This window comes from Streptomyces avidinii (assembly GCF_014650695.1).
In the GTDB taxonomy this organism is placed as follows: domain Bacteria; phylum Actinomycetota; class Actinomycetes; order Streptomycetales; family Streptomycetaceae; genus Streptomyces; species Streptomyces avidinii.
On record NZ_BMVL01000004.1, the window covers coordinates 602,662 to 623,346 of the forward strand.

General features: G+C 71.9%; 18 protein-coding genes, 1 tRNA gene and 1 pseudogene. 14 read left to right on the forward strand and 6 right to left on the reverse strand.

Annotated elements, in window-relative coordinates:
- Window positions 1-66 precede the first annotated feature (66 nt).
- The 5 genes from corA (at window position 67) to IE257_RS13730 (ending at window position 6,299) form a co-directional block, all read left to right on the forward strand.
- A complete protein-coding gene (gene corA, locus IE257_RS13710) occupies window positions 67-1,149 on the forward strand; it encodes a magnesium/cobalt transporter CorA (RefSeq protein WP_189968226.1) in 1,083 nt (360 codons plus the stop codon).
- 130 nt (window positions 1,150-1,279) lie between these two features.
- Window positions 1,280-2,095 (forward strand): chitosanase, encoded by an 816-nt coding sequence (locus tag IE257_RS13715; protein ID WP_189968357.1) that lies wholly within the window; start codon window positions 1,280-1,282, stop codon window positions 2,093-2,095.
- A 425-nt stretch (window positions 2,096-2,520) separates the two neighbouring features.
- Window positions 2,521-2,874: a DUF805 domain-containing protein gene (locus IE257_RS13720; protein ID WP_189968227.1), complete on the forward strand. Its 354-nt coding sequence runs from the start codon at window positions 2,521-2,523 to the stop codon at window positions 2,872-2,874.
- 222 nt (window positions 2,875-3,096) lie between these two features.
- Window positions 3,097-5,316 carry an NADP-dependent isocitrate dehydrogenase gene (locus tag IE257_RS13725; protein ID WP_189968229.1) on the forward strand — a complete coding sequence of 740 codons (2,220 nt, stop codon included), beginning with the start codon at window positions 3,097-3,099 and terminating at the stop codon, window positions 5,314-5,316.
- 206 nt (window positions 5,317-5,522) lie between these two features.
- Window positions 5,523-6,299 carry a hypothetical protein gene (locus IE257_RS13730; RefSeq protein WP_189968231.1) on the forward strand — a complete coding sequence of 259 codons (777 nt, stop codon included), beginning with the start codon at window positions 5,523-5,525 and terminating at the stop codon, window positions 6,297-6,299.
- Here the strand turns inward: IE257_RS13730 and IE257_RS13735 are convergent.
- A pseudogene (locus IE257_RS13735) lies at window positions 6,280-6,612 on the reverse strand (formylglycine-generating enzyme family protein); the annotation flags it as partial. The gene IE257_RS13730 and the pseudogene IE257_RS13735 sit on opposite strands and share 20 nt — an antisense overlap.
- Before the next feature lie 311 nt (window positions 6,613-6,923).
- The gene (locus tag IE257_RS13740) at window positions 6,924-7,385 is read right to left on the reverse strand and encodes a hypothetical protein (protein ID WP_189968234.1); all 462 of its coding nucleotides are present in this window, start codon (window positions 7,383-7,385) and stop codon (window positions 6,924-6,926) included.
- Between the two features lie 460 nt (window positions 7,386-7,845).
- Here IE257_RS13740 and IE257_RS13745 point away from each other — a divergent pair, with 460 nt between their 5' ends.
- A complete protein-coding gene (locus IE257_RS13745) occupies window positions 7,846-9,459 on the forward strand; it encodes a glycoside hydrolase family 71 protein (RefSeq protein ID WP_229920325.1) in 1,614 nt (537 codons plus the stop codon).
- Between the two features lie 88 nt (window positions 9,460-9,547).
- Here the strand turns inward: IE257_RS13745 and IE257_RS13750 are convergent, their stop codons facing one another.
- Complete coding sequence (locus IE257_RS13750) at window positions 9,548-9,892, reverse strand: YybH family protein (RefSeq protein ID WP_372453015.1); 345 nt, start codon at window positions 9,890-9,892, stop codon at window positions 9,548-9,550.
- Between the two features lie 118 nt (window positions 9,893-10,010).
- Between IE257_RS13750 and IE257_RS13755 the strand changes: the two genes are divergently transcribed.
- Window positions 10,011-10,958: a LysR family transcriptional regulator gene (locus tag IE257_RS13755; protein WP_189968240.1), complete on the forward strand. Its 948-nt coding sequence runs from the start codon at window positions 10,011-10,013 to the stop codon at window positions 10,956-10,958.
- Window positions 10,955-12,115, forward strand: coding sequence for an aminotransferase class V-fold PLP-dependent enzyme (locus tag IE257_RS13760; protein WP_229920326.1), 1,161 nt, complete (start codon window positions 10,955-10,957; stop codon window positions 12,113-12,115). The genes IE257_RS13755 and IE257_RS13760 overlap by 4 nt, the downstream gene beginning before the upstream one ends.
- Before the next feature lie 24 nt (window positions 12,116-12,139).
- Here the strand turns inward: IE257_RS13760 and cobF are convergent, their stop codons facing one another.
- Window positions 12,140-12,892, reverse strand: a complete 753-nt coding sequence (gene cobF, locus IE257_RS13765; RefSeq protein ID WP_189968242.1) for a precorrin-6A synthase (deacetylating) — start codon at window positions 12,890-12,892, stop codon at window positions 12,140-12,142.
- A gap of 18 nt (window positions 12,893-12,910) precedes the next feature.
- Between cobF and IE257_RS13770 the strand changes: the two genes are divergently transcribed.
- The 4 genes from IE257_RS13770 to IE257_RS13785 are packed head-to-tail and all read left to right on the forward strand — an operon-like array spanning window position 12,911 to window position 16,182.
- Window positions 12,911-13,666, forward strand: coding sequence for a (Fe-S)-binding protein (locus tag IE257_RS13770; RefSeq protein ID WP_189968244.1), 756 nt, complete (start codon window positions 12,911-12,913; stop codon window positions 13,664-13,666).
- Window positions 13,663-15,153 (forward strand): lactate utilization protein B, encoded by a 1,491-nt coding sequence (locus tag IE257_RS13775; protein WP_372452993.1) that lies wholly within the window; start codon window positions 13,663-13,665, stop codon window positions 15,151-15,153. Before IE257_RS13770 ends, IE257_RS13775 begins: the two co-directional genes overlap by 4 nt.
- Window positions 15,150-15,782 (forward strand): LutC/YkgG family protein, encoded by a 633-nt coding sequence (locus tag IE257_RS13780; RefSeq protein ID WP_189968246.1) that lies wholly within the window; start codon window positions 15,150-15,152, stop codon window positions 15,780-15,782. The genes IE257_RS13775 and IE257_RS13780 overlap by 4 nt, the downstream gene beginning before the upstream one ends.
- Window positions 15,783-15,786: 4 nt before the next feature.
- Complete coding sequence (locus IE257_RS13785; protein WP_189968248.1) at window positions 15,787-16,182, forward strand: VOC family protein; 396 nt, start codon at window positions 15,787-15,789, stop codon at window positions 16,180-16,182.
- Here the strand turns inward: IE257_RS13785 and IE257_RS13790 are convergent.
- Window positions 16,162-16,644, reverse strand: coding sequence for a DUF309 domain-containing protein (locus IE257_RS13790; protein ID WP_189968250.1), 483 nt, complete (start codon window positions 16,642-16,644; stop codon window positions 16,162-16,164). The genes IE257_RS13785 and IE257_RS13790 overlap by 21 nt on opposite strands.
- 108 nt (window positions 16,645-16,752) lie before the next feature.
- On the opposite strand from IE257_RS13790, the gene IE257_RS13795 reads away from it, so the two are divergent.
- Together IE257_RS13795 and IE257_RS13800 are read left to right on the forward strand one after the other, a co-directional pair.
- Window positions 16,753-16,826 (forward strand) — tRNA-Pro (locus IE257_RS13795).
- Between the two features lie 264 nt (window positions 16,827-17,090).
- The gene (locus tag IE257_RS13800; protein WP_189968252.1) at window positions 17,091-19,103 is read left to right on the forward strand and encodes an N-6 DNA methylase; all 2,013 of its coding nucleotides are present in this window, start codon (window positions 17,091-17,093) and stop codon (window positions 19,101-19,103) included.
- Window positions 19,104-19,142: 39 nt separating this feature from the next.
- Here the strand turns inward: IE257_RS13800 and IE257_RS13805 are convergent, their stop codons facing one another.
- Entirely contained in the window at window positions 19,143-20,663 is a 1,521-nt protein-coding gene (locus tag IE257_RS13805) for a serine/threonine-protein kinase (protein ID WP_189968254.1), read from the reverse strand.
- Between the last annotated feature and the right edge of the window lie 22 nt (window positions 20,664-20,685).

A 20,685-nucleotide genomic window follows, 5' to 3' on the forward strand; every position in this document is an offset into this window, starting at 1 on the left:
ACGCAGGCGTTCCGGCGGCGATGGCAGACTGGCCGCTGATCCGCCGAAGGGGAGTACGCCTTGTCCATGTTCAGCAACCTGCGTCGCGTCGTGCGGCGCAGCTACCGGCGGGCCGTGGACCTCAGCCACCCGTCCCGCTCCCCGCTCGGCAGCGCGGTGGTCAACTGCGTGATCTACCGCGAGGGCGTCCGGCAGGACGACTGCGCCGAGGTCGAGGAGGCGCTGCGCCGGGTCCGCAAGTCGGGCGACGGCTTCGTCTGGATCGGCCTGCACGAGCCGTCGACCTCCGAGCTGGCCGGGCTGGCCGAGCTGTTCGGCCTGCACCCCCTCGCCGTCGAGGACGCGGTGAACGCGCACCAGCGCCCGAAGGTGGAGCGCTACGACGACACGCTCTTCTCCGTCTTCAAGACCGTGCGCTATGTGGAGCACGAGGAGCTGACCGCGGCCAGCGAGGTGGTGGAGACCGGCGAGCTGATGGCCTTCACCGGCCAGGACTTCATCATCACCATCCGGCACGGCGGCCGCGGCACGCTGGGCCCGGTCCGCGAGGAGCTGGAAGCGGCGCCGGAGCGACTGGCGAACGGGCCCGCGGCGGTTCTGCACGCCATGGCCGACCATGTGGTCGACGACTACGTGGCCGTCACGGACGCGGTGCAGAACGACATCGACGCCGTCGAGACCGCGGTGTTCAGCGAGGACGGCGGCCGCGGCGACGCGGGACGGATCTATCAGCTCAAGCGTGAACTCCTGGAGCTCCGCCGGGCGGTGGCGCCCCTGAGCCGCCCGCTCCAGCAGCTGGCCACGCAGCCGATACCGGTCATCCCGCCGGAGAGCCGCGCCTACTTCCGCAACGTGGCCGACCACCTGACCCGGGCCACGGAGCAGATCGGCGCCTACGACAACCTCCTCGACTCCATCCTGCAGGCCCACCTCGCGCAGGTGACCGTGGCCCAGAACGAGGACATGCGCAAGATCACGGCGTGGGCGGCGATCGTCGCCGTCCCGACCATGGTGTGCGGGGTCTACGGCATGAACTTCGACCACATGCCCGAACTGCACTGGACCTACGGCTACCCGCTGGTCCTCGGTGTCATGGCGCTCGCATGCTTCGTCATCCACCGGGGCTTCCGGCGCAACGGCTGGCTCTGACCGGACGGGACCATTCCTTGGGGTGCGCGCGGGTATTGAGCTGCCGTCAGCTCTGGTAGTAAAGTTTCCTAACGAAGCCGGGACGCCTCAACCACCGTATGGAGGCCTTGTGTTCACCCCCCACCGCAAGATGCTGGCGATCGGAGCGCTGCTCGGCAGCGCGCTGATCGCCGTCCCCGTCACCGCCCATGCCACCGCGGCCCCCGCCCCCACGGCGCGGACCTCGGCCGCCGTGGCCGTCGGGCTCGACGATCCGGCGAAGAAGGAGATCGCCATGAAGATCGTCTCCAGCGCGGAGAACTCCTCGCTGGACTGGAAGGCGCAGTACAAGTACATAGAGGACATAGACGACGGTCGCGGCTACACGGCCGGCATCATCGGATTCTGTTCCGGCACCGGCGACATGCTCGACCTCGTCGAGTACTACACCCAGGTGAAGCCGGGCAACGTCCTCGCCAAGTACCTCCCGGCCCTGCGCAGGGTCGACGGCAGCGACTCGCACGCCGGCCTCGATCCGAACTTCACCAAGGACTGGGCCAAGGCGGCCCAGGACGCGGAGTTCAGGAAGGCCCAGGACCGCGAGCGCGACCGGGTCTACTTCAACCCGTCGGTGCAGCAGGGCAAGGCCGACGGCGTCGGTGTGCTGGGTCAGTTCATGTACTACGACGCCATCGTCATGCACGGTGACGGCACCGACTCCACCAGCTTCCGCAACATCCGCAAGCGCGCCCTGTCCAAGGCCAAGCCCCCGTCCCAGGGCGGCAACGAGACGGCCTGGCTGAACGCCTTCCTCGACGCCCGGGTCTGGGCGATGAAGCAGGAGGAGGCGCACAGCGACACCAGTCGGGTCGACACCGCGCAGCGGGTCTTCCTCAAGAAGGGCAACCTGAACCTCAATACGCCCCTCGACTGGAAGGTCTACGGGGACTCCTTCCACATCGGCTGACGGTCGATCGGCCACTGCGGCCCGGGGCCGAAATCCCCCTTCTGTCCCGGGCCGCGACGGCCCAGGCTGCAGTGAGGTAACGATCCGTGAGCCGGGTGGGCGGGCTCCTGCCCGTCAGGTCCGTGAACGGCCCGGACAATGCGGGGTATTTCGCCGACGGTGCAGGCCCGGTGCGGGACTCGCGCCCCCGTGCGGGCCTGCTGTCCTTCCTGAACGCGGCCCATTTCGTCACGCCTTGTGGTCAAAGGCGATCGGTGGGTTTCAAGTGACGCCAGGTACGCGTGTGTTTGGTCAGAGAACCGAAGGAAAGTGCCCATTCCGGCGGGTTGTGAACTGGCTTGACCGCGCCGTAAAGGGGGCATAAGTTCTGCCCCGGCTTGCTCCAGCAGGACGGGCCGAACCAACCGTCCTCTGGGGGGACCCTCATGAACCACTACACCGATGTCCTGAAGAAGTACGCCGTCTTCTCCGGCCGCGCGCGCCGCCAGGAGTACTGGATGTTCACCCTCTTCCAGGTGGCCGTCGTGATCGTCCTCGCGATCCTGGACGCCGTCATCGGCGCCAACTCGATCATCGTCGGCCTGTACGTCCTCGGCACCCTCGTTCCGACGCTGGCGCTCACCGTCCGTCGTCTGCACGACCTCGGCAAGTCCGGCGCCTGGTACTTCATCGCCTTCGTCCCCTTCATCGGTGGCATCTGGCTGCTCGTCCTGACCGCCACCGCCGGTCAGCCGCAGCCGAACCAGTACGGCCCGGACCCCAAGGTCCTCGCCGCCTGATGTGACGTACGGGCCTGACCAAGGCCCGAATGCCTGAGCGCCGCCCCGGCCGGGAACAGCCGGGGGCGGCGCTCTCGCCATTTCCGGGGCCTGCCGGGGCCCGCGTGACATGCGTCTCCCGGACTGGCGGCAGGGGGCTGTCCTGAGTGGCCCGATCACGAGATATCTTGATGTCGAGCAATGTTGCAGACGAGAGACGCAGACTGTGGAGCGGAGCATCCGGTGACTGACTCGACCATCATCTACACGCACACTGACGAGGCCCCGGCCCTCGCGACGTATTCCTTCCTGCCTGTGGTCCAGGCATACGCGTCGACGGCCGGTGTGAATGTCGAGACCCGTGACATCTCCCTGGCCGGTCGGATCATCGCCGTCTTCCCGGAGTACCTCCAGGAGAGCCAGCGGATCGCCGACGCCCTCGCCGAGCTCGGCGAGCTGGCGAAGACCCCGGAAGCCAACATCATCAAGCTTCCGAACATCTCGGCCTCGATCCCGCAGCTCAAGGCCGCGGTCGCCGAGCTCCAGGGCCAGGGCTACGCCCTCCCGGACTACCCGGACGACCCGAAGACCGACGAGGAGCGCGACATCCGCGCCCGCTACGACAAGGTCAAGGGCAGCGCCGTCAACCCGGTCCTGCGCGAGGGCAACTCCGACCGCCGCGCCCCCGGCTCGGTCAAGAACTACGCCAAGACGCACCCGCACCGCATGGGTGCCTGGGTCCCCGAGTCGAAGACGAACGTCGCCACCATGGGCGAGAACGACTTCCGCTCCACCGAGAAGTCCACCGTCATCGCCGAGGCCGGCACGCTGCGCATCGAGCACGTGGCCGCCGACGGCGCCACGACCGTGCTGCGCGAGTCCGTACCGGTCCTCGCCGGTGAGGTCGTGGACGCGTCCGTCCTGCACGTCGACGCGCTGCGCACCTTCCTCAACGACCAGATCGAGCGTGCCAAGGCCGAGGACGTCCTGTTCTCCGTGCACCTCAAGGCCACGATGATGAAGGTCTCCGACCCGATCATCTTCGGCCACGTGGTCCGCGCCTTCCTCCCGAAGACCTTCGCCCGCTACGGCGAGATCCTCGCCGCCGCCGGCCTGTCGCCCAACGACGGCCTGGGCGGCATCCTGAACGGCCTGGGCGCGCTGCCCGACGGCGACGCGATCAGGGCCTCCATCGACGCCGAGATCGCCGAGGGCCCGGCCCTCGCGATGGTCGACTCCGACAAGGGCATCACCAACCTGCACGTGCCGTCCGACGTCATCGTCGACGCCTCGATGCCGGCCATGATCCGCACCTCCGGCCACATGTGGGGCCCGGACGGCGCCGAGGCCGACACCCTCGCCGTCCTCCCGGACAGCAGCTACGCCGGTGTCTACCAGGTCGTCGTCGACGACTGCCGCGCCCACGGCGCCTTCGACCCGTCCACCATGGGCTCGGTCCCGAACGTCGGTCTCATGGCGCAGAAGGCCGAGGAGTACGGCAGCCACGACAAGACCTTCGAGATCGCCACCGCGGGCACCGTCCGCCTGGTCGACGCCGCGGGCCACACGGTCCTGGAGCAGGAGGTCGCCGCCGGCGACATCTTCCGTGCCTGCCAGACCAAGGACCTGCCGGTCCAGGACTGGGTCAAGCTCGCCGTCACCCGCGCCCGCGCCACCGGTGTCCCGGCCGTCTTCTGGCTGGACGAGACCCGCGCCCACGACGCGCAGCTGATCGCCAAGGTCAAGACCTACCTCGCCGAGCACGACACCGAGGGCCTGACCATCAAGATCCTCTCCCCGGTCGAGGCCACCGCCTTCTCCCTGGAGCGCATCCGCCGCGGCGAGGACACCATCTCGGTGACCGGCAACGTGCTGCGCGACTACCTGACCGACCTCTTCCCGATCCTGGAGCTGGGCACCAGCGCCAAGATGCTGTCGGTCGTCCCGCTGATGAACGGCGGCGGCCTCTTCGAGACGGGCGCCGGCGGCTCCGCCCCGAAGCACGTCCAGCAGCTGGTCAAGGAGAACTACCTGCGCTGGGACAGCCTGGGTGAGTTCTTCGCCCTGGCCGCGAGCTTCGAGCACCTCGCGACCACCACCGGCAACGCCCGCGCTCAGGTGCTGGCCGACACCCTGGACCGCGCGACCGGCACCTTCCTCAACGAGGACAAGTCGCCGAGCCGCAAGCTGGGCGGCATCGACAACCGCGGCAGCCACTTCTACCTCGCCACCTACTGGGCGCAGGAGCTGGCCAAGCAGAGCGACGACGCCGAGCTGGCCACCGCCTTCGAGCCGGTCGCCAAGACGCTGTCGGAGCAGGAGGAGACCATCGTCGCCGAGCTCATCGCGGTGCAGGGCTCCCCGGTCGACATCGGCGGCTACTACCGGCCCGACGCCACGAAGGCCGCGGCGATCATGCGCCCGTCCGCGACCCTCAACCAGGCGCTGGCCCTCCTGGGCTGACGCCCACAGCTCCACCCGCGCGTCGGTGACGACGTGCTCCGCCCCGGTCGGCTCCGTGCCCGGCCGGGGCGGACCCGTGTCCGGCCGGGGCCGCCACGGGGCTGTTGGCCGGGGCGAGGGCACTGCGCTAGCGTTCGGGATCCGTGACCTCCCAGGCGCCCGAGAGGGGCCGGCCGGGACGTCCACCGAGACGCTCTGGGGGTTCCGTGGCACGCCGGTCCGACACGTCCTGCGGCGGCATCGGCTGCGCCGGGCTGCTGCTCGTGCTCTTCGTCCTGCCCACCGTCGGCTATCTGCTGGCCGTGCCGCTGACGCTCCCCGATCTGCTGGCGGAGCAGACGCCGCCGCAGCAGCTGCGCGGCTTCGGCCAGTACCTGATCGTCTATGCCGTACCGGTCCTCGTGGCCCTGCTGCTGGCCCTGTTCGCGGGGCGCCGCCGGGCCGGCGGCCGGTGGCTGGTCCCGGCCCGGGCGGCGGTCCTGCTCGCACTCGTGGCCGCGGCACTGTGGTGGACGGAGAGCAAGGTCGGGGACCACCCGGCGTGGAACCTCCGCGCCACGGCCGAGAGCATGGCCGCCGGACTGGTGGCGCTCGCCTTCGTCGTCGCGGTCCGCCGGTGGGACGCCTCCCGCGGCGGCCCGGTCACCACCGTCGGTGCGCCCCGGCCGGCGCCGGGGGAGATCTGGCTGGCCATGGTGCCGCTGCGCGAGGACCCGGCACGGCAGCTGCGGCACTACTGCGTGGTGCTGGCCGTCCACCCCGGCCACGCCGAGGTCGCCCAGATCACCACCAAGGACAAGGACGGGCGCACCGACCACATCCGGATGCCGAACGACGGCTGGGACAAGGCCTCCGGCCGCGCCCACTGGGTGGAGTTCGGCCGTCCGCCGCGCCGCGTCGACTACGGGATGTTCCTCAGGTCCCGGCCGCAGGGACGTTGCCCCGCCCCGGTGTGGCGACAGCTCAGCCGGCAGCTGGGCTGAGGCCGGGGACCACGTCCGCGGCCACCCGGAAGCCGATGTTCCCGGCGGAGCTGTCGGGGGTGTTGCGGGTACGGGCCGCGACCCGGTAGCGGTTGCAGTACGAGCCGTGGCACATGTGGGAGCCGCCGCGCATGGCCCGCTCCGGGCCGGCGGGCGAGAAGCGGTCGGCTGACCACTCCCACACGTTGCCGACCGTCTGGTGCAGGCCGTACCCGTTGGGCCGGAACGACCGGACCGGCGCGGTGCCCGCGTACCCGTCGGCCCGGGTGTTGCGGACGGGGAAGTCGCCGTTCCAGATGTTGCACATGTCCTGCCACCGCCGGCGAGACGGCGGCGAGTTCGGCGGTGAGGAAGCCCGCGAAGACGAAGCTGAAGCCGAAGGACTCCGCCTCCGTGGCGCGTTCCGGGGGCGTGCTCGTGGGCCCGCTCGCGAAGGGCCTCCTGAGCTGCGGGGAAGGGAACGTACGCACGGGGGTTCTCGGCGGAGCTCGCGCACCGACGAAATCCGCAGGTCAGACCCTAGAGCCGGGGTGTGGCAGCGCCATGGCGGGGTTGTGGCGGCTCCATGGCAGCGGTGTGCCGCGCACGTAACGGGTCCGGGGCCCCACGACGGACGAGGGCCGGTCAGAGCCGGTGGATCCGCTCCTGCTCGAAGGCGAGCGGGGACCGCCCGGCGGCCAGGATCCGCAGCCCCGGGGCCACGGCCAGCACTTTCCGCAGCCAGGCCAGGGCGTCCGGGCCGAGCTGCTCCGCGCCGTCCAGGACGAGCAGTATGTCCCGCTCGGCCAGCCAGGAGGCGGTGTCGGTCCTCCCGCACGCCGGTTCCGCCATGCCGGGCGCGGAGCCCAGTTCGGCCGTCAGTTCGCGGACGCCGTAGCCGCCGTGGAGCGGGTCCATGGCGACGAGGGCCACCCCGTCGTAGAAGTTGGAGGCGATCCGCCGCGCGATCTCCCGTACCAGCAGGCTCCGCGGCTCGCGGAACGCTCCCGCCACGGTCAGGACGCGCCCCCGCCGCACGGCGGTGAGCAGCCGGGACATCTCGGCGGACGTCGCCGGCAGCATCGCGGTCGACCCCTTTTCCCTCATCGGCCCGGCTTCCCCCATGGCCCCGGATTTCCTCATCGGCACGATGCCCCCATTGCATGCGTGACCAGGTGCGGCAAGAGGGTGTTTTTTTCTGGCCGCGTGACGACGATTATGCGCCACTAACGACACAAGGCTAGGGGAATGTCGCATTCCGAAGAACGGCTTCGCTGCGGCCCAGGTGGGGGCTCCGCACGCGTCGCCGGACGGCCTGCGTAGTTCCCGTGGTCCCTGTGACGTACGTACCGGGACCCTGGTTCCTGCGAACGGTTGTCCGGAAGCCGGTATTGGGCTCTACTGCTGTCCAGCCCCTCCTCGGGGCATATTCGCGGGAGGGACCAGAATGACAGCGGACCGGCGAACGGACCGGCGAGCACAGCGCCGTGCGGCACGACGGGTGGGGAGCGGGCCGGTCTCGCACCGGCGTCGGCCGGCCTTCCGCGGTCGCCGGCCGCTGCTCGCCGTGCTGCTCTCCGCCTTCTTCCTGGTCGGGGTCTGGGCTGCCACCGGAACGGCCTGGGACCCCCTCGGCGGAGCGTCCGTGGAAGGGGCTTCGGCTCCGGGCGGCCTTCCTGCGGGCAGCGGGCCCGATGCCGCCCCCGGCGCCTCCGGTGCGGCCACCGCGTCACCCACCCCGCCCCCGGCCCCCACCAAGGGCGCCGCCGCCAAGGGCAATCCCAAGGGCGCGGTGGACTCCGGCGCCGAACGCCCCACCGGCGCCCTGCCCTTCGACATGCCCCAGCCGGCCGCCCTGCGCTCCGGCGCGGCGGGCAAGAAGCTGGTGTTCGCCCACTACTTCACCCCGTACCCGCTCTCCCTCGACAACGCGGCCGCGGACCGGGACTACTACACCCGCAACTACCTCGACCCCGACGGCGAGAGCGGAAAGCACGGGAGGTACGGCGGCCTGCTGCGCGACCGTCCGCTGCCCGTCACCCCGAAGGGCGGGGACTGGGAGTACGCCAACCTCCAGCAGGAGGTGCGCACGGCCCGTGCGGCGGGCATCGACGGCTTCACCCTCGACCTGCTCTCCCTCTCCGGCAAGAACTGGGACCGCTCCAACCTGCTGATGGCAGCGGCCCGTTCCGTGGACCCGGCGTTCAAGATCATGCTGATGCCGGACATGACCTCGCTGAAGACCGACGACCCCGCGGTGCTCGCCGAAGCGCTCGCCACGCTCGCCGACGCCTCGGCCGCGCACCGGCTCCCCGACGGCCGCCTCGTGGTCTCCCCCTTCAAGGCGGAGGAGAAGAGCGTGGCCTGGTGGACCGAGGTCATCGGCCTCCTGAAGTCCAGGCACGGCATCCGCACCGCCTTCGTCCCGCTCTTCCTCGACTTCGGCGCCCACAGCGGCGAGTTCGCCCCGATCAGCCACGGGTTCTCCGAATGGGGCAGCCGCAGCTACGTCGGCCAGGAGAGCTCCACGCGCGACGTCCAGCGGGCCCACGGGATGGGCAAGATCTGGATGCAGCCCGTGTCGGTCCAGGACGCGCGCCCCAACCAGGGCATCTACGACGAGGCGGGCAACACCGCGACCCTGCGCTCCACCTGGACGCACGCCATCGAGGACGGCGCGGACTGGGTGCAGCTCACCACCTGGAACGACTACTCGGAGGGCAGCCAGTTCGCACCCTCCCTGCACAACGGCTACGCGTACCTGGACCTGACCTCGTACTACCTGTCCAGGTTCAAGACGGGCAGCTGGCCGAAGATCGTCCGGGACACGCTCTACCTCTCGGCGCGCACGCAGTTCGCCGACGCCGACCCGACGGGCGACCAGTCGCTGGTGATGTCGCTCCGCAGGGGGAGCGCCGCCCCCCGGGACAAGGTGGAGGTGCTGAGCTTCCTCACCGGCCCCGGATCGGTCCGCACCACCGTCGGGACGGCCGAGGGCAGCCACGAGGCCCCCGCCGGGATCCACTCGCAGCTGCTCCCGCTGAAGCCGGGCACCAGCTCGGCGCAGGTCGTCCGCGGCGGGAAGGGCGGGGTGCGGGTGGACCTGCCGTACCGGGTGGACCACCAGGTGGAGGTGCAGGACCTCCAGTACTACGCGGCCACCAGCGGACGGGACTCGTAGGTCGGGGTCGGGGCCGCGCCGGGCGCAGGGGTCCGGCCTGGGGCCGGGGTCCGGCCCGGGGCCGGGGTCCGGCCGGGCGCCGGGGCGGTCAGCCGGCCGGAGGGGTGAATTCCGGCTGGTCGAGCAGGCGCAGCCAGCTGCCGTCGGGCTGGCGCCGGACGACCTGCGTGCGGGCCCCGGAACCGTCCTTCGGCGGGGTGGAGGTGAGCGCGATGTCGCCGACGACCAGCGTCGGCAGCGGCTCCTCCGGCTCGAACACCGGGCGGTGGGCCAGCACCTGCTCCCACAGGGCCCGGATCGCCCTGCGGCCCACCGTCCGCTCCCCGGGCGGGTACGCCAGCACCGCGTCCTCCTCGTAGAGCGCGGCGACCCCCGCCGCGTCCCCGGCGTTGGAACGCTCGACGAACAGGCGGGTGATGTCCTCGGGCCGCATCGCCTTCTCGAACACGACTTCCTCCATGGGTGTGCGTCGCGCTTCGTGCCTCCCAGCCTGATCCCCCGGCATTCAGAAGTCCAACAGATGGATCTTCTGGTAACTAGAATCTCCAGTCATGGAACTGAGGCAGCTCGAATACTTCGTCGCCGTCGCCGAGGAGCAGAACTTCACCCGGGCGGCCGAGCGGGTGCACATCAGCCAGTCCGGGGTCAGCGCGCAGATCCGCCGGCTGGAGCGGGAGCTGGGCGCCGAGCTGTTCGACCGCTCGGCCCGCACCGCGACCCTCACCGCCGCCGGAGCCGCCGCACTCGCCCCCGCACGGGCCGCGCTCGCCGCCGCCGAGGCGGTCGGCCAGGCGGTCGGGGACGTGGCGGGCGTCATCCGGGGCCGGATCACGGTCGGCATGGTCCTCGGCTGCACCGTCACCCCGCTGTTCGACGCCCTCGCCGCCTTCCACCGGGCCCATCCCGGCGTGGAGATCGCCCTGTTGGAGGAGAACTCCGACCGGCTCGTCCAGGGGGTCCGCACCGGCACGATCGATGTGGCCCTCATCGGAACGGCGACCGCCGCCCCCGCCGGGCTGGAGGCCCTCACGATCGTCAGCGAGCGGCTCGTCGTCGCCGTCCCGCCCGGCCACCCGCTGACGCACCGGCCCCGGGTCACCCTGCGCGACCTGGGCGACCACCCGGTCATCTGCATGCCCGCCGGCACCGGTCTGCGCGCTGTCTTCGACCAGGCCTGCGCCGCACAGCACCTGCGGCCCGCGATCGCGCTGCAGGCCGGGGCCGCGGACGCGATGGCCGACCTCGCCGCGCGCGGGCTGGGCGTCGCCGTCCTCAGCGAGTCCATGGCCGACGCCTACCGCGACCGGCTCACGGCCCGCGTCATCGACGACGTCGACGCCCCCGCCCTGCTCTGCCTGGTCTGGCGCACCGAGCACGGCCCCGCCGTGCGCGAGCTGCTCGCGTACGGGAGCCGCGCCTTCGGCGGCGCCCTACCGGAGCCGGCGGTGGCGGGGGATGATCCGGAGGACAGTCGCGCCGCATCCCCGGAGGAGCAGTGACCGAGCCGATACGTCCCGCCGGATCCGCCCACGAGTTCCCCGGCGGGCCCGCCCTGTTCCGCCTGGACCCCCGCGTCGCCCACCTGAACCACGGCTCCTTCGGCGCGGTGCCCGTCCCCGTCCAGGAGGCCCAGGCCGAGCTCCGCGCCGAGGTCCACGCCGACCCCGACGCCTTCTTCATCGCCGTCCCGGACCGCCTCGCCGGGGCCCGTAACCGGATCGCCGGGCACCTCGGCGCCGACCCCGACGGCATCGCCTTCATCGCCAACGCCACCGAGGGCGCCAACCTCGCCCTCGACGCCGTCCCGCTCGCCGACGGCGACGAGATCCTGGTCACCGACCACGGCTACGGCACCGTCGTCGCGGCCGCCGCCCGCCGCGCCCCGGTCACCACCGTCGCCCTCGATCCCCACCTGCCGGACGAGGACGCCGTACGGGAGACCGTGCTGGCCGCGCTGACCCCCCGTACGCGGGTGGCCGTACTCGACCACGTCAGCTCGCCCACCGCCCGGATCATCGCCTCCCCCCGGCTCCTCGCCGATCTGCGCGCACGCGGGGTCACCACCGTCGTCGACGGGGCCCACGCCCTCGGCATGCTCGCCGACCCCCTCGCGGGCGGCGCCGACTTCTGGTTCGGCAACCTCCACAAGTGGGGCTACGCGCCCTCCGGCAGCGCGGTCCTGGCCGTGGCCCCGCAGTACCGCCGCCGGATCCGGGCGCTCGTACCGTCCTGGGAGGACCAGCACGGATTCCCGCGTTCCGTCGAGAACCGCGCCACCGCCGACTACACCGGCTGGCTCGCCGCCCCCGACGGGCTGGACCTGCTCGAACGGCTCGACGCGGCCAAGGTCCGGGCCCACAACAGCGCGCTGGCCGCCCACGGGGCGGCCCTGCTCGCCGAGCTTCCCGGGCTCACCGCGCTCCCGCACGGCGAGGGCCTCGCGATGCGCACCCTGCGCCTGCCGGCCGGCGTCGCCGAGACCCCGGAGCGGGCCCGTGAGCTGCGCGAGCGGATCGCGGCCGAGCAGGGCATCCGGGTGCTGACCTGGCCCTGGCCGGGCGGCGGCGGCATCCGCGTCTGCGGCCAGATCTACAACCGCCCCGAGGAGTACGAACGCCTCGCCGCCGTCCTCCCGTCGTACCTCGGCCGGTCCTAGACGTGCCCGTCGGCGCGCCGCACCTCAGCTGCGCCTGAGCAGGTACGTGTCCATGATCCAGCCCTTGCGGGCCCGGGCCTCGGTGCGCAGCTCCTCGATGCGGCCGGAGACCTCCGCGAGCCTGCCCTGGACCAGGATCTCGTCCGGGGTGCCGACGTAGGCTCCCCAGTAGATGTAGAGGTCCTTGTCCAGGTGGGCGGTGAAGGCGTGCCGCGCGTCCAGCATGACCACCACGTCGTCCACGTCGTCCGGCCAGCCCTCGGCCAGCCGGCGGCCGGTGGTGATCTGGACGGGGCGTCCGACCCGGTTCAGGTTCGTCCGGTGCCGCGCCAGCAGCGCCGAGATGGAGCTGATGCCGGGTACGACCTCGTGCTCGAAGGGCACCCGGCCGCGCTCCAGCACCTCGTCGAGGATCGCGAGCGTGGAGTCGTAGAGGGAGGGATCGCCCCAGACCAGGAACGCCCCGGTCTCGCCGTCCGCCAGGTCCTCCGCGATGAACCGCTCGAAGAGCTCGGCCCGCGCGCTGCGCCAGCCGTCCACCGTCGGGGTGTACTCGGCGGGCGCCCGGTCCCGGTCCGGGTCGCGGCCCTCCACCAGCCGGTGGCCGGGGCGGGCGTGCGCGTCGAGCATCGCGCGCCGCAGCCCGGTCAGATCCGCCTTCTCCTCGCCCTTCTCCAGGATGAGGAATGCGTCCGCCGCGCCGATCGCCCTGACCGCCTGGAGGGTCAGATGGTCCGGGTCGCCTGCGCCTATGCCGATCACTGAGAACTTCTTCACCGGGCTATTGTGCCCATCATGCGAGCCGCCCTGTTCGTCACCTGCGTCAATGACGCGCTGTACCCGCGAACCGGCATCGCCGTCGTACGCCTCCTGGAGCGGCTCGGCGTCGACGTGGACTTCCCGGCGGCCCAGAGCTGCTGCGGGCAGCCGCAGTACAACACCGGCTACCGGTACGAGACCGAACCGCTGCTGCGGCGTACCGCGCGGGCCTTCGACGGCTACCCGTACGTGGTCACCCCGTCCGGATCCTGCGCCGCGATGATCCGCGAGCACTACCCGCGCATCGGCCGGAAGGCGGCGGAGGAGGGGCGGGGCGGCGAGCTCGCCGCGGCGGCCGCCTCGCTCGCGCCGCGCGTGTACGAGCTGACCGAGTTCCTGGTGGACGTGCTGGGGGTGACCGACGTCGGCGCGTACTTTCCGCACACCGTCACCTACCACCCCTCCTGTCACGGTCTGCGCGCGCTGGGGCTCGGGGACCGGCCGCGGCGGCTGCTGGCCGCGGTCAAGGGCCTCGACCTGGTCGAACTGCCGGGCGCCGAGGAGTGCTGCGGCTTCGGCGGCACCTTCGCCGTCAAGAACCTGGACGTGTCCACCGCGATGGGCGCCGACAAGATCGCGGCCGCGGCCGGCACCGGCGCCCGGGTCCTGTGCGGCGCCGACAACTCGTGCCTCGCCCACCTCGACGGCCTGCTGCGCCGCGCGGACAGCCCGATGCGCACCCTGCACCTCGCCGAGATCCTGGCCGCGACCGAGGAGGAACCGCTGCCGTGACCGGTACCCACCTGGGCATGCCCGCCTTCCCCGCCGTCGCGCCCGCCTTCCCCGCCGCCGCGCGGGAGGCCGTACGGGACGAGGTGCTGCGCGCCAACCTGCGGCACGCCACGCACACCATCCGCGACAAACGCCGGCGGGCCGTCGCCGAGCTGGCGGACTGGGACCGCCTGCGTGCCGCGGGCAAGGCGGTCAAGGACCACACCCTCCGCCATCTCGACCGCTACCTGCTGCAGTTGGATGCGGCGGTCACCGCCGCCGGCGGCACCGTCCACTGGGCCGCCGACGCCGACGAGGCCAACCGGATCGTCACGGACCTGGTCCGCGCGACCGGCGAGCGCGAGGTCGTCAAGGTCAAGTCCATGGCCACGCAGGAGATCGGACTCAACGAGGCCCTGGAGGAAGCCGGGATCGCCGCCTACGAGACCGACCTCGCCGAGCTCATCGTGCAGCTCGGCCACGACCGGCCGTCCCACATCCTGGTCCCGGCCATCCACCGCAACCGGGCCGAGATCCGCGACATCTTCCGTGCGGAGATGGGCGGTTGGGGCCGGCCGGCGCCCGAACCGCTCGGCGACGATCCACGGGAACTGGCCGAGGCGGCGCGCCTGCACCTGCGCGAGAAGTTCCTGCGCGCCAAGGTCGCGGTGTCCGGAGCCAACTTCATGGTCGCCGAGACCGGCACCATGGTCGTCTTCGAGTCCGAGGGGAACGGCCGGATGTGCCTGACCCTGCCCGAGACCCTGATCTCGGTCGTGGGCATCGAGAAGGTCGTCCCGACCTTCCGCGACCTGGAGATCTTCCTCCAGACCCTGCCGCGCTCCTCCACGGCCGAGCGGATGAACCCGTACACGACGATGTGGACCGGCACGACGGACGGCGACGGCCCCTCCGCCTTCCACCTCGTCCTCCTCGACAACGGCCGTACCGACACCCTCGCCGACCCGACCGGCCGGCAGGCCCTGCGCTGCATCCGCTGCTCCGCCTGCCTCAACGTCTGCCCCGTCTACGAACGCGCCGGCGGCCACGCCTACGGCTCCGTCTACCCCGGGCCGATCGGCGCGATCCTCAGCCCCCAACTCCGCGGCACCGGTAGCGCGATCGACGCCTCGCTGCCCTACGCGTCCACCCTGTGCGGGGCCTGCTACGAGGTCTGCCCGGTCGCCATCGACATCCCCGAGGTCCTCGTCCACCTCCGCGAACGGGTGGCCCAGGGCGGCCCCGTGACCCGCGGCGGCGTCCGCGTCACGCTCCGCCCCGCGGACGGCCGCACCGCCGAACGGGCCGCCATGCGCGCCGCCCGGCTGCTCCTGGACCGCCCCGGGGCCCTGCGCGCCGCGGAGCGGCTGCTGGCACGGGCCCGGCGCCTGGCGCCCCGTACGCTCCCCGGAGCCGGGCGGGGCTGGACCGACAGCCGCGAACTTCCCACCGTGGCCGCGGAGTCCTTCCGCGACTGGTGGGCCCGGGAACGGAGCGACCCGCGATGAGCAGCAAGGACCGCATCCTGGGCCGGATCCGCCGGGCACTGCGCGACGACGCCCCCGCGGTGGAGGTCCCCCGCGACTACCTCCACGCCCACGGCTCCCGCACCCCGGCGGAGCGGGTGGACCTGCTGGCCGCCCACCTCGCCGAGTACCGCGCCGTGGTCCATCGCACGGACGAGGCGGGCCTGCCCCCGCTGATCGCGCGGCTCCTCGCCGAACGGGGCGCCCGGTCGGTGCTCGTCCCGCCGGGCCTGCCCCCGCACTGGCTCCCGGCCGGCGGCCCCACCAGCGTCCCGGACCGGGCGGGATCCACCCCCGCCGAACTGGACCGGGTCGACAGCGTGCTCACCGGCTGCGCCCTGGCCGTCGCCGAGACCGGCACGATCGTCCTGGACGGCGGCCCGGACCAGGGCCGGCGGCGCATCACCCTGATCCCGGACCACCACATCTGCGTGGTCCGCGTCCCGGACCAGGTGGTGGACTCCGTACCGCAGGCCCTGCCGCTCCTCGACCCGACCCGCCCGCTGACCTGGATCTCGGGCCCCTCCGCCACCAGCGACATCGAACTGGACCGGGTGGAGGGGGTGCACGGCCCCCGCACCCTGGAGGTGGTCCTCCTGGGCACACAATGAGGGCATGCCATCCCACATCGCCCTCACGGCACTCCTCGTCCGTGACTACGACGAGGCCATCGACTTCTACACGCGCGCCCTCGGTTTCGACCTCGCCGAGGACAACGCCCGCCCGGACGGCTCCCGCTGGGTCGTGGTCCGCCCGCCCGGCGCCACCGAATCCGCCCTCCTGCTGGCCCGCGCCAAGGACGAGGCCCAGCGCTCCCGGGTCGGCGACCAGACGGGCGGCCGCGTCGGCCACTTCCTGTACACCGACGACTTCGCCCGCGACCACGCCCGGATGACCGCCGAGGGCGTCCACTTCCTGGAGGAGCCGCGCCACGAGCCGTACGGCTCCGTCGCCGTGTTCGAAGACCTGTACGGCAACCGCTGGGACCTGCTACAGCCCGCCGCGGGCTAGCCGGGGAGCCTCCCGTACGGGGTCGACCGGCGGGCCGCCGGCCTCGACCCGGCCGGCCAGCTCCCCGGCCCACCGCACCAGGCCGGGCACGTCGACCCCGTACGGACCCCCGTCCAGCCCCTCGATGGCGGCAGCCCCTCGCCGCAGCAGCCGGGCCCCGCCGACCGCGTTGCCGCGCGCGGCGTGCGTCAAGCCGACGGCGAGCTGCGCGAGCCCCCTCCAGAGCGGCGCCGCCGCCGCGGGCCCGGACTTCCAGGCGTCCTCGAACACCTCGTGCGCGTGGAACGGCATCCCGGCATCCAGCAACCGCTGCGCCTCGCGCACGGTCTCCCCGGCCGACCGCACCACCCCCTCGGGCTGCCGCTCCACGCCGGCCGCCCCGTACGCCAGCGGCCGCCCCAAACCGTCCCGCGGCCGCGCACTCCGCGCCCGCCCGTCAAGGTCCCGATCCCGTGCGTTCACCACCCCATCCTCCCTCCCGTCGATTACCGGTGCATGCACACCCCTCTGCGTGGGGTAATGTTCTGCATGTGCCGCCGAGCACGGGGAAACCCCAGGTCGCAGGCACAACGGGACGTGGCGCAGCTTGGTAGCGCACTTGACTGGGGGTCAAGGGGTCGCAGGTTCAAATCCTGTCGTCCCGACTCGAAAGAGTCGTACACGAAGGGGCTGTTTCGGAGGAATCCGAAACAGCCCCTTCATCGTTTCCAGGTCCGCTGGTGAGGGCTGCGTGGCCCGGCGGCAACCGCGTGTGGAGCACGGCATCGTGGCTTGATCCGATCGGCGCCCCCTCTGTGAGCACAGTCAAAGCAGGAGATCGCGCTGTGTTGTCGCCGGTCATCAGGGAGGCAATACTGTGAGCGCGGCAGCCCCCGCCGTTGCGGAATCCAATCTTCAAGGAAGGTTCCATGGCCGAGCACGACGAACCGGTGACGTTGACACTGGCCGGAATTGCGCGGCTCGCGGGTGTGGGGCGGGCTGCCGTGAGCAACTGGCGGCGCCGGCACGATGATTTCCCGACTCCGGTGGGAGGCAGTGATGCGAGCCCGCAGTTCTCTCTCGATGACGTCGAGGCATGGCTGATCCGCAACGGCAAGGTGGACGAGTCGTCCGCCGGCTGGGAGCGGCTGTGGCCGAGGATCGAAGACCTGGGTGACAAGGACCGGATGGGCCTGGTCGTGGCCGCGGTCGGGGAGCGGCTCGCCGGGGTGGACGTTCCGGATGCGGTGGCCCCTTCCCGTCTCACTGCAGGTGAACGCGCACTGGTGGAGGAGGCGCTGCGTCTGGCGTCCCGAGACGGGTCGTCAGCAGGATTCGGCGAACTCCTGGAACGCTGGCTCTCCACCCATGTGAGACAGGTCGTGGTCACCCCGTCCCGGCTCGGCGACACGATGGCGGCCGTCGCCGCGGAGCTGCGCGGAGACGCGGGCGTGGGACACGTCGTGGACCCGGCCTGCGGTGTGGGTGGTTTGCTCTCGGCAGCCGTGCGCCGTTGGGGTACGCGGCCGGGGATGCTGCTCACCGGGGTCGAGGCCGACCCCGTCCTCGCCGGTCTCGCGCGGGCCCGCCTGGCTCTGGAGCTGCCCCGACCGGGTAGTGAAGTCGTCCCTGCCGACACTTTGCGGTGCCCGCCCCGTCTGAGGGCGCCAGCCGATGTGGTGCTCTGCACCCCCCCGTCGAACGAGCGTGAATGGGGGCACAGCGAGCTGGCCACAGATCGACGGTGGCAGTTCGGGCAACCGCCGCGTACCGAGTCCGAATTGGCCTGGGTGCAGCACATCCTCTCCGACCTTGGTGAGGGCGGGGTGGCCGTGGTGCTGCTTCCTCCGGCCGTGGCGTCACGCCGTGCGGGTCGGCGCATCAGGGCTGCCCTGCTCAGGGCCGGCGCAGTGCGGGGAGTCGTGGCCCTGCCCGTCGGTGCGGCTTCCCCCTACGGAGTGGGCCTGCATCTGTGGCTCCTGGCGGCTCCGCCGGCACGGGGCACGGATGCCCCGGTGGTCTTCGTCGACGCGGCGGACTGCCGGACCACTTCGACCGGTGGCCGCTCGGCACTCATCGACTGGGATGTGGTTCTGGAGCGCTGCCTGGCCGCGCTGCGGGGTGACGACGCCGAGCGGACGGCCCGCGTGCCGCTGGTCGAGCTGCTTGGAGACGAAACCGATCTGACGCCCGCGCGACAGGTCCCGGCCGAGCGCGAGGTCTCGGCCGTCGACCTGCGCCGGATGTGGACCGAGTTCGACTCGGCGGTCGCGAAGCTGAAGGACGTGGACGTGTCACTGCGCCCGCTCACAGGAGCCGACGCGGCACAGGAGCCGCTGTCCGTGACCGTGGCGGAGCTGGAGCGAAGCGGCGCGGTGGCCGTCACCCCCGGAATCGCTCCAACGCCGGACGAGGTGCAAAGAGGGCGTCTGAAGCCACGGGAGGGGGTGGTGGAGCTCCTCTCCGCTCCGACTCAGGCCGCGGAAGGTGCCAGGGACCACGAGTGGTTGGACGCGGATGCCGCGTACCGGCTGGAATGTGAAGGAAAGGCTGTTCTCACGCGGTTCGGTGACGTGGTCGTGGTCGTTACCCCGTTCGGATTCGATGCCTGGGTCGAGACGGGCGCTCCTCGTCTCCTTGGTCCTCATCTGTACCGCCTGAGGGGTGCGCCGGACCTGTTGAACCCCTTCTTCCTCGCGGCGTGCCTCCGGGTTCCGGCCAACGCACGCCGGGCAGGAACCCACGCGTCGGTCTCCTCGCGCATCGACGTGCGGCGACTGCGGGTGCTGCGGCTGCCGTTGGAGGAGCAGCAGACGCTCGGCGACGTGCACCGTCGACTGGAATCCTTCGAGAAGAGCCTCGCAGAGCTCGGCGTGGTGGGCGGCCGGCTGAGCGGGGCCCTCGCCGGGCTGCTGGCGGGCGGGCGTCTACGCCTTCCGTGAAGCCGGCGGGCGCGGACGCCCACCGGCCCCCGGTAGGGTTCAGAGGGTGCGCAGCCAGCCGGACCAGTGGGTCACCGTGTCCGGATCTGCGTCCCCTCGTTCGTCGAGGTCCGCGCCGAGTTCGACGCAGCGTTCCACCAGTTCGGCAGGGGCGGTCCGGCCCATGGTGACGAGGTCGCGGCACACTTCGACCCAGGCATCGAGCACCGCGGCGCCCTGTCCTTCCTCGGAGAGCCGGCACTCCGCCGCTCCGAGACGCGCCGCCAGGGCGGTCGGGAACAGCTGGGACCCGTGGGAGACCGTTGCCGTGAGCCGCTCGACGGTGCGGTAGCGGGAACCGGCCGTCATTATGTCCCCGATGATGCGGGCGCCGTTCGCGCACGTCAGAACCGCCTCCAGTGCCTCGAGGTCGTCCTCGCCCCACTTGCGGCGGGCTCGGTCGAGGAGGGTTGCGAGGTGGCGCGTGTGGTCCCCGGGCTCGCCCCGGCGCACTTCCTCCGCTGCCGCGTCCAGGGTGGAGCGCAACTCGGAACGCGTCAGCTGTCCGGGCGCCTGCCTTCGCACGGAGGGCCGGGCCGATGTGCGGGTCTGTGCGGCGGGCACGGTGAGGGCGGCGGCCGCGCCTCCCTCCCGGAAGGGCAGAGTGGGATCGGGCGACAGGAGCGGGGTCGGCGGCAGCGTTCCGAACCGGGGCAGGCTGGGCGCGAGCACCTCCGCCACCTCGTGCGCGGTCGGCCGCAGGGACGGGTTCTTGTCGAGCATCCGGGCCACCAGGTCGTCCACTTCCGGGGGCACACCCTCGGGCACGAGGTCGGACAGCCGGGGAGCGGTGTCCTCGCAGTGCTGCCGCTCCAGAGTGTAGCCGACGCCGTCGCTCTCGAACACCAGTCGGCCGGTGACGAGTTGGAAGAAGGTGCACGCCGCCCCGTACAGGTCGGCAGCAGGTCCGGGGTTCCGTTCACCCTGGATGATCTCGGGAGCCTTGTATCCGGAGCTGCCGGGCGTGCGGCCGCCTTCGGTGTGCCGGGTCGCCCCCGGCGTGAGCGGGAGGGCGATGCCGAAGTCGACGAGGAAGACCTCACCCTTCTCGCTGAGCAGGATGTTCAGCGGCTTGACGTCCCGGTGTACGACATCGCACGCGTGGACCCGGGTGAGGATCTGTACGAGCTGGAAGAGGACGCAGACCGAGGCGGTGAACGACGGGCGGTTGGCCCGCAGGAACCGGTAGAGGTCCATGCCGTCCACGAATTCCGTGACGAGGTAGGGGCGGGGGCCGGTCAATTCCTGGGCGATGTGGGCGGGTACGCCCCGGCCGCCCAGACGGAGGTGCATGTCGCACTCCCGGGAGAAGCGCCGGAGGTCTCCCGCGTTGGGCCTGCGGCGGATCGTGGCGCCGCTTTCGTCCTGCCCGCTCGGTGAGAGGAACTTCACCGCCACCACAGTCGAGTCGAACAGGTCGACGCCGCGGTAGACCTCGCCCATCCCGCCGCTCCGAGGCCCTCCGGAGATCTCGAACCTGTCGCCCAGCAGCCATGACGACTGATCCGCCGGTACGTCCATCGGCCGCACGTCTCCTCCTCGG

What these genes read in the sequence shown, in the direction of transcription:
- IE257_RS13785 (WP_189968248.1), top strand. Translation starts at nt 15,787, where the DNA reads ATGCCATCCCACATCGCCCTCACGGCACTCCTCGTCCGTGACTACGAC.
- IE257_RS13755 (WP_189968240.1), top strand. Translation starts at nt 10,011, where the DNA reads ATGGAACTGAGGCAGCTCGAATACTTCGTCGCCGTCGCCGAGGAGCAG.
- IE257_RS13770 (WP_189968244.1), top strand. Translation starts at nt 12,911, where the DNA reads ATGCGAGCCGCCCTGTTCGTCACCTGCGTCAATGACGCGCTGTACCCG.
- IE257_RS13800 (WP_189968252.1), top strand. Translation starts at nt 17,091, where the DNA reads ATGGCCGAGCACGACGAACCGGTGACGTTGACACTGGCCGGAATTGCG.
- corA (WP_189968226.1), top strand. Translation starts at nt 67, where the DNA reads ATGTTCAGCAACCTGCGTCGCGTCGTGCGGCGCAGCTACCGGCGGGCC.
- IE257_RS13720 (WP_189968227.1), top strand. Translation starts at nt 2,521, where the DNA reads ATGAACCACTACACCGATGTCCTGAAGAAGTACGCCGTCTTCTCCGGC.
- IE257_RS13780 (WP_189968246.1), top strand. Translation starts at nt 15,150, where the DNA reads ATGAGCAGCAAGGACCGCATCCTGGGCCGGATCCGCCGGGCACTGCGC.
- IE257_RS13805 (WP_189968254.1), bottom strand. Translation starts at nt 20,663, where the DNA reads ATGGACGTACCGGCGGATCAGTCGTCATGGCTGCTGGGCGACAGGTTC.
- IE257_RS13740 (WP_189968234.1), bottom strand. Translation starts at nt 7,385, where the DNA reads ATGAGGGAAAAGGGGTCGACCGCGATGCTGCCGGCGACGTCCGCCGAG.
- IE257_RS13750 (WP_372453015.1), bottom strand. Translation starts at nt 9,892, where the DNA reads ATGCGGCCCGAGGACATCACCCGCCTGTTCGTCGAGCGTTCCAACGCC.
- IE257_RS13715 (WP_189968357.1), top strand. Translation starts at nt 1,280, where the DNA reads ATGCTGGCGATCGGAGCGCTGCTCGGCAGCGCGCTGATCGCCGTCCCC.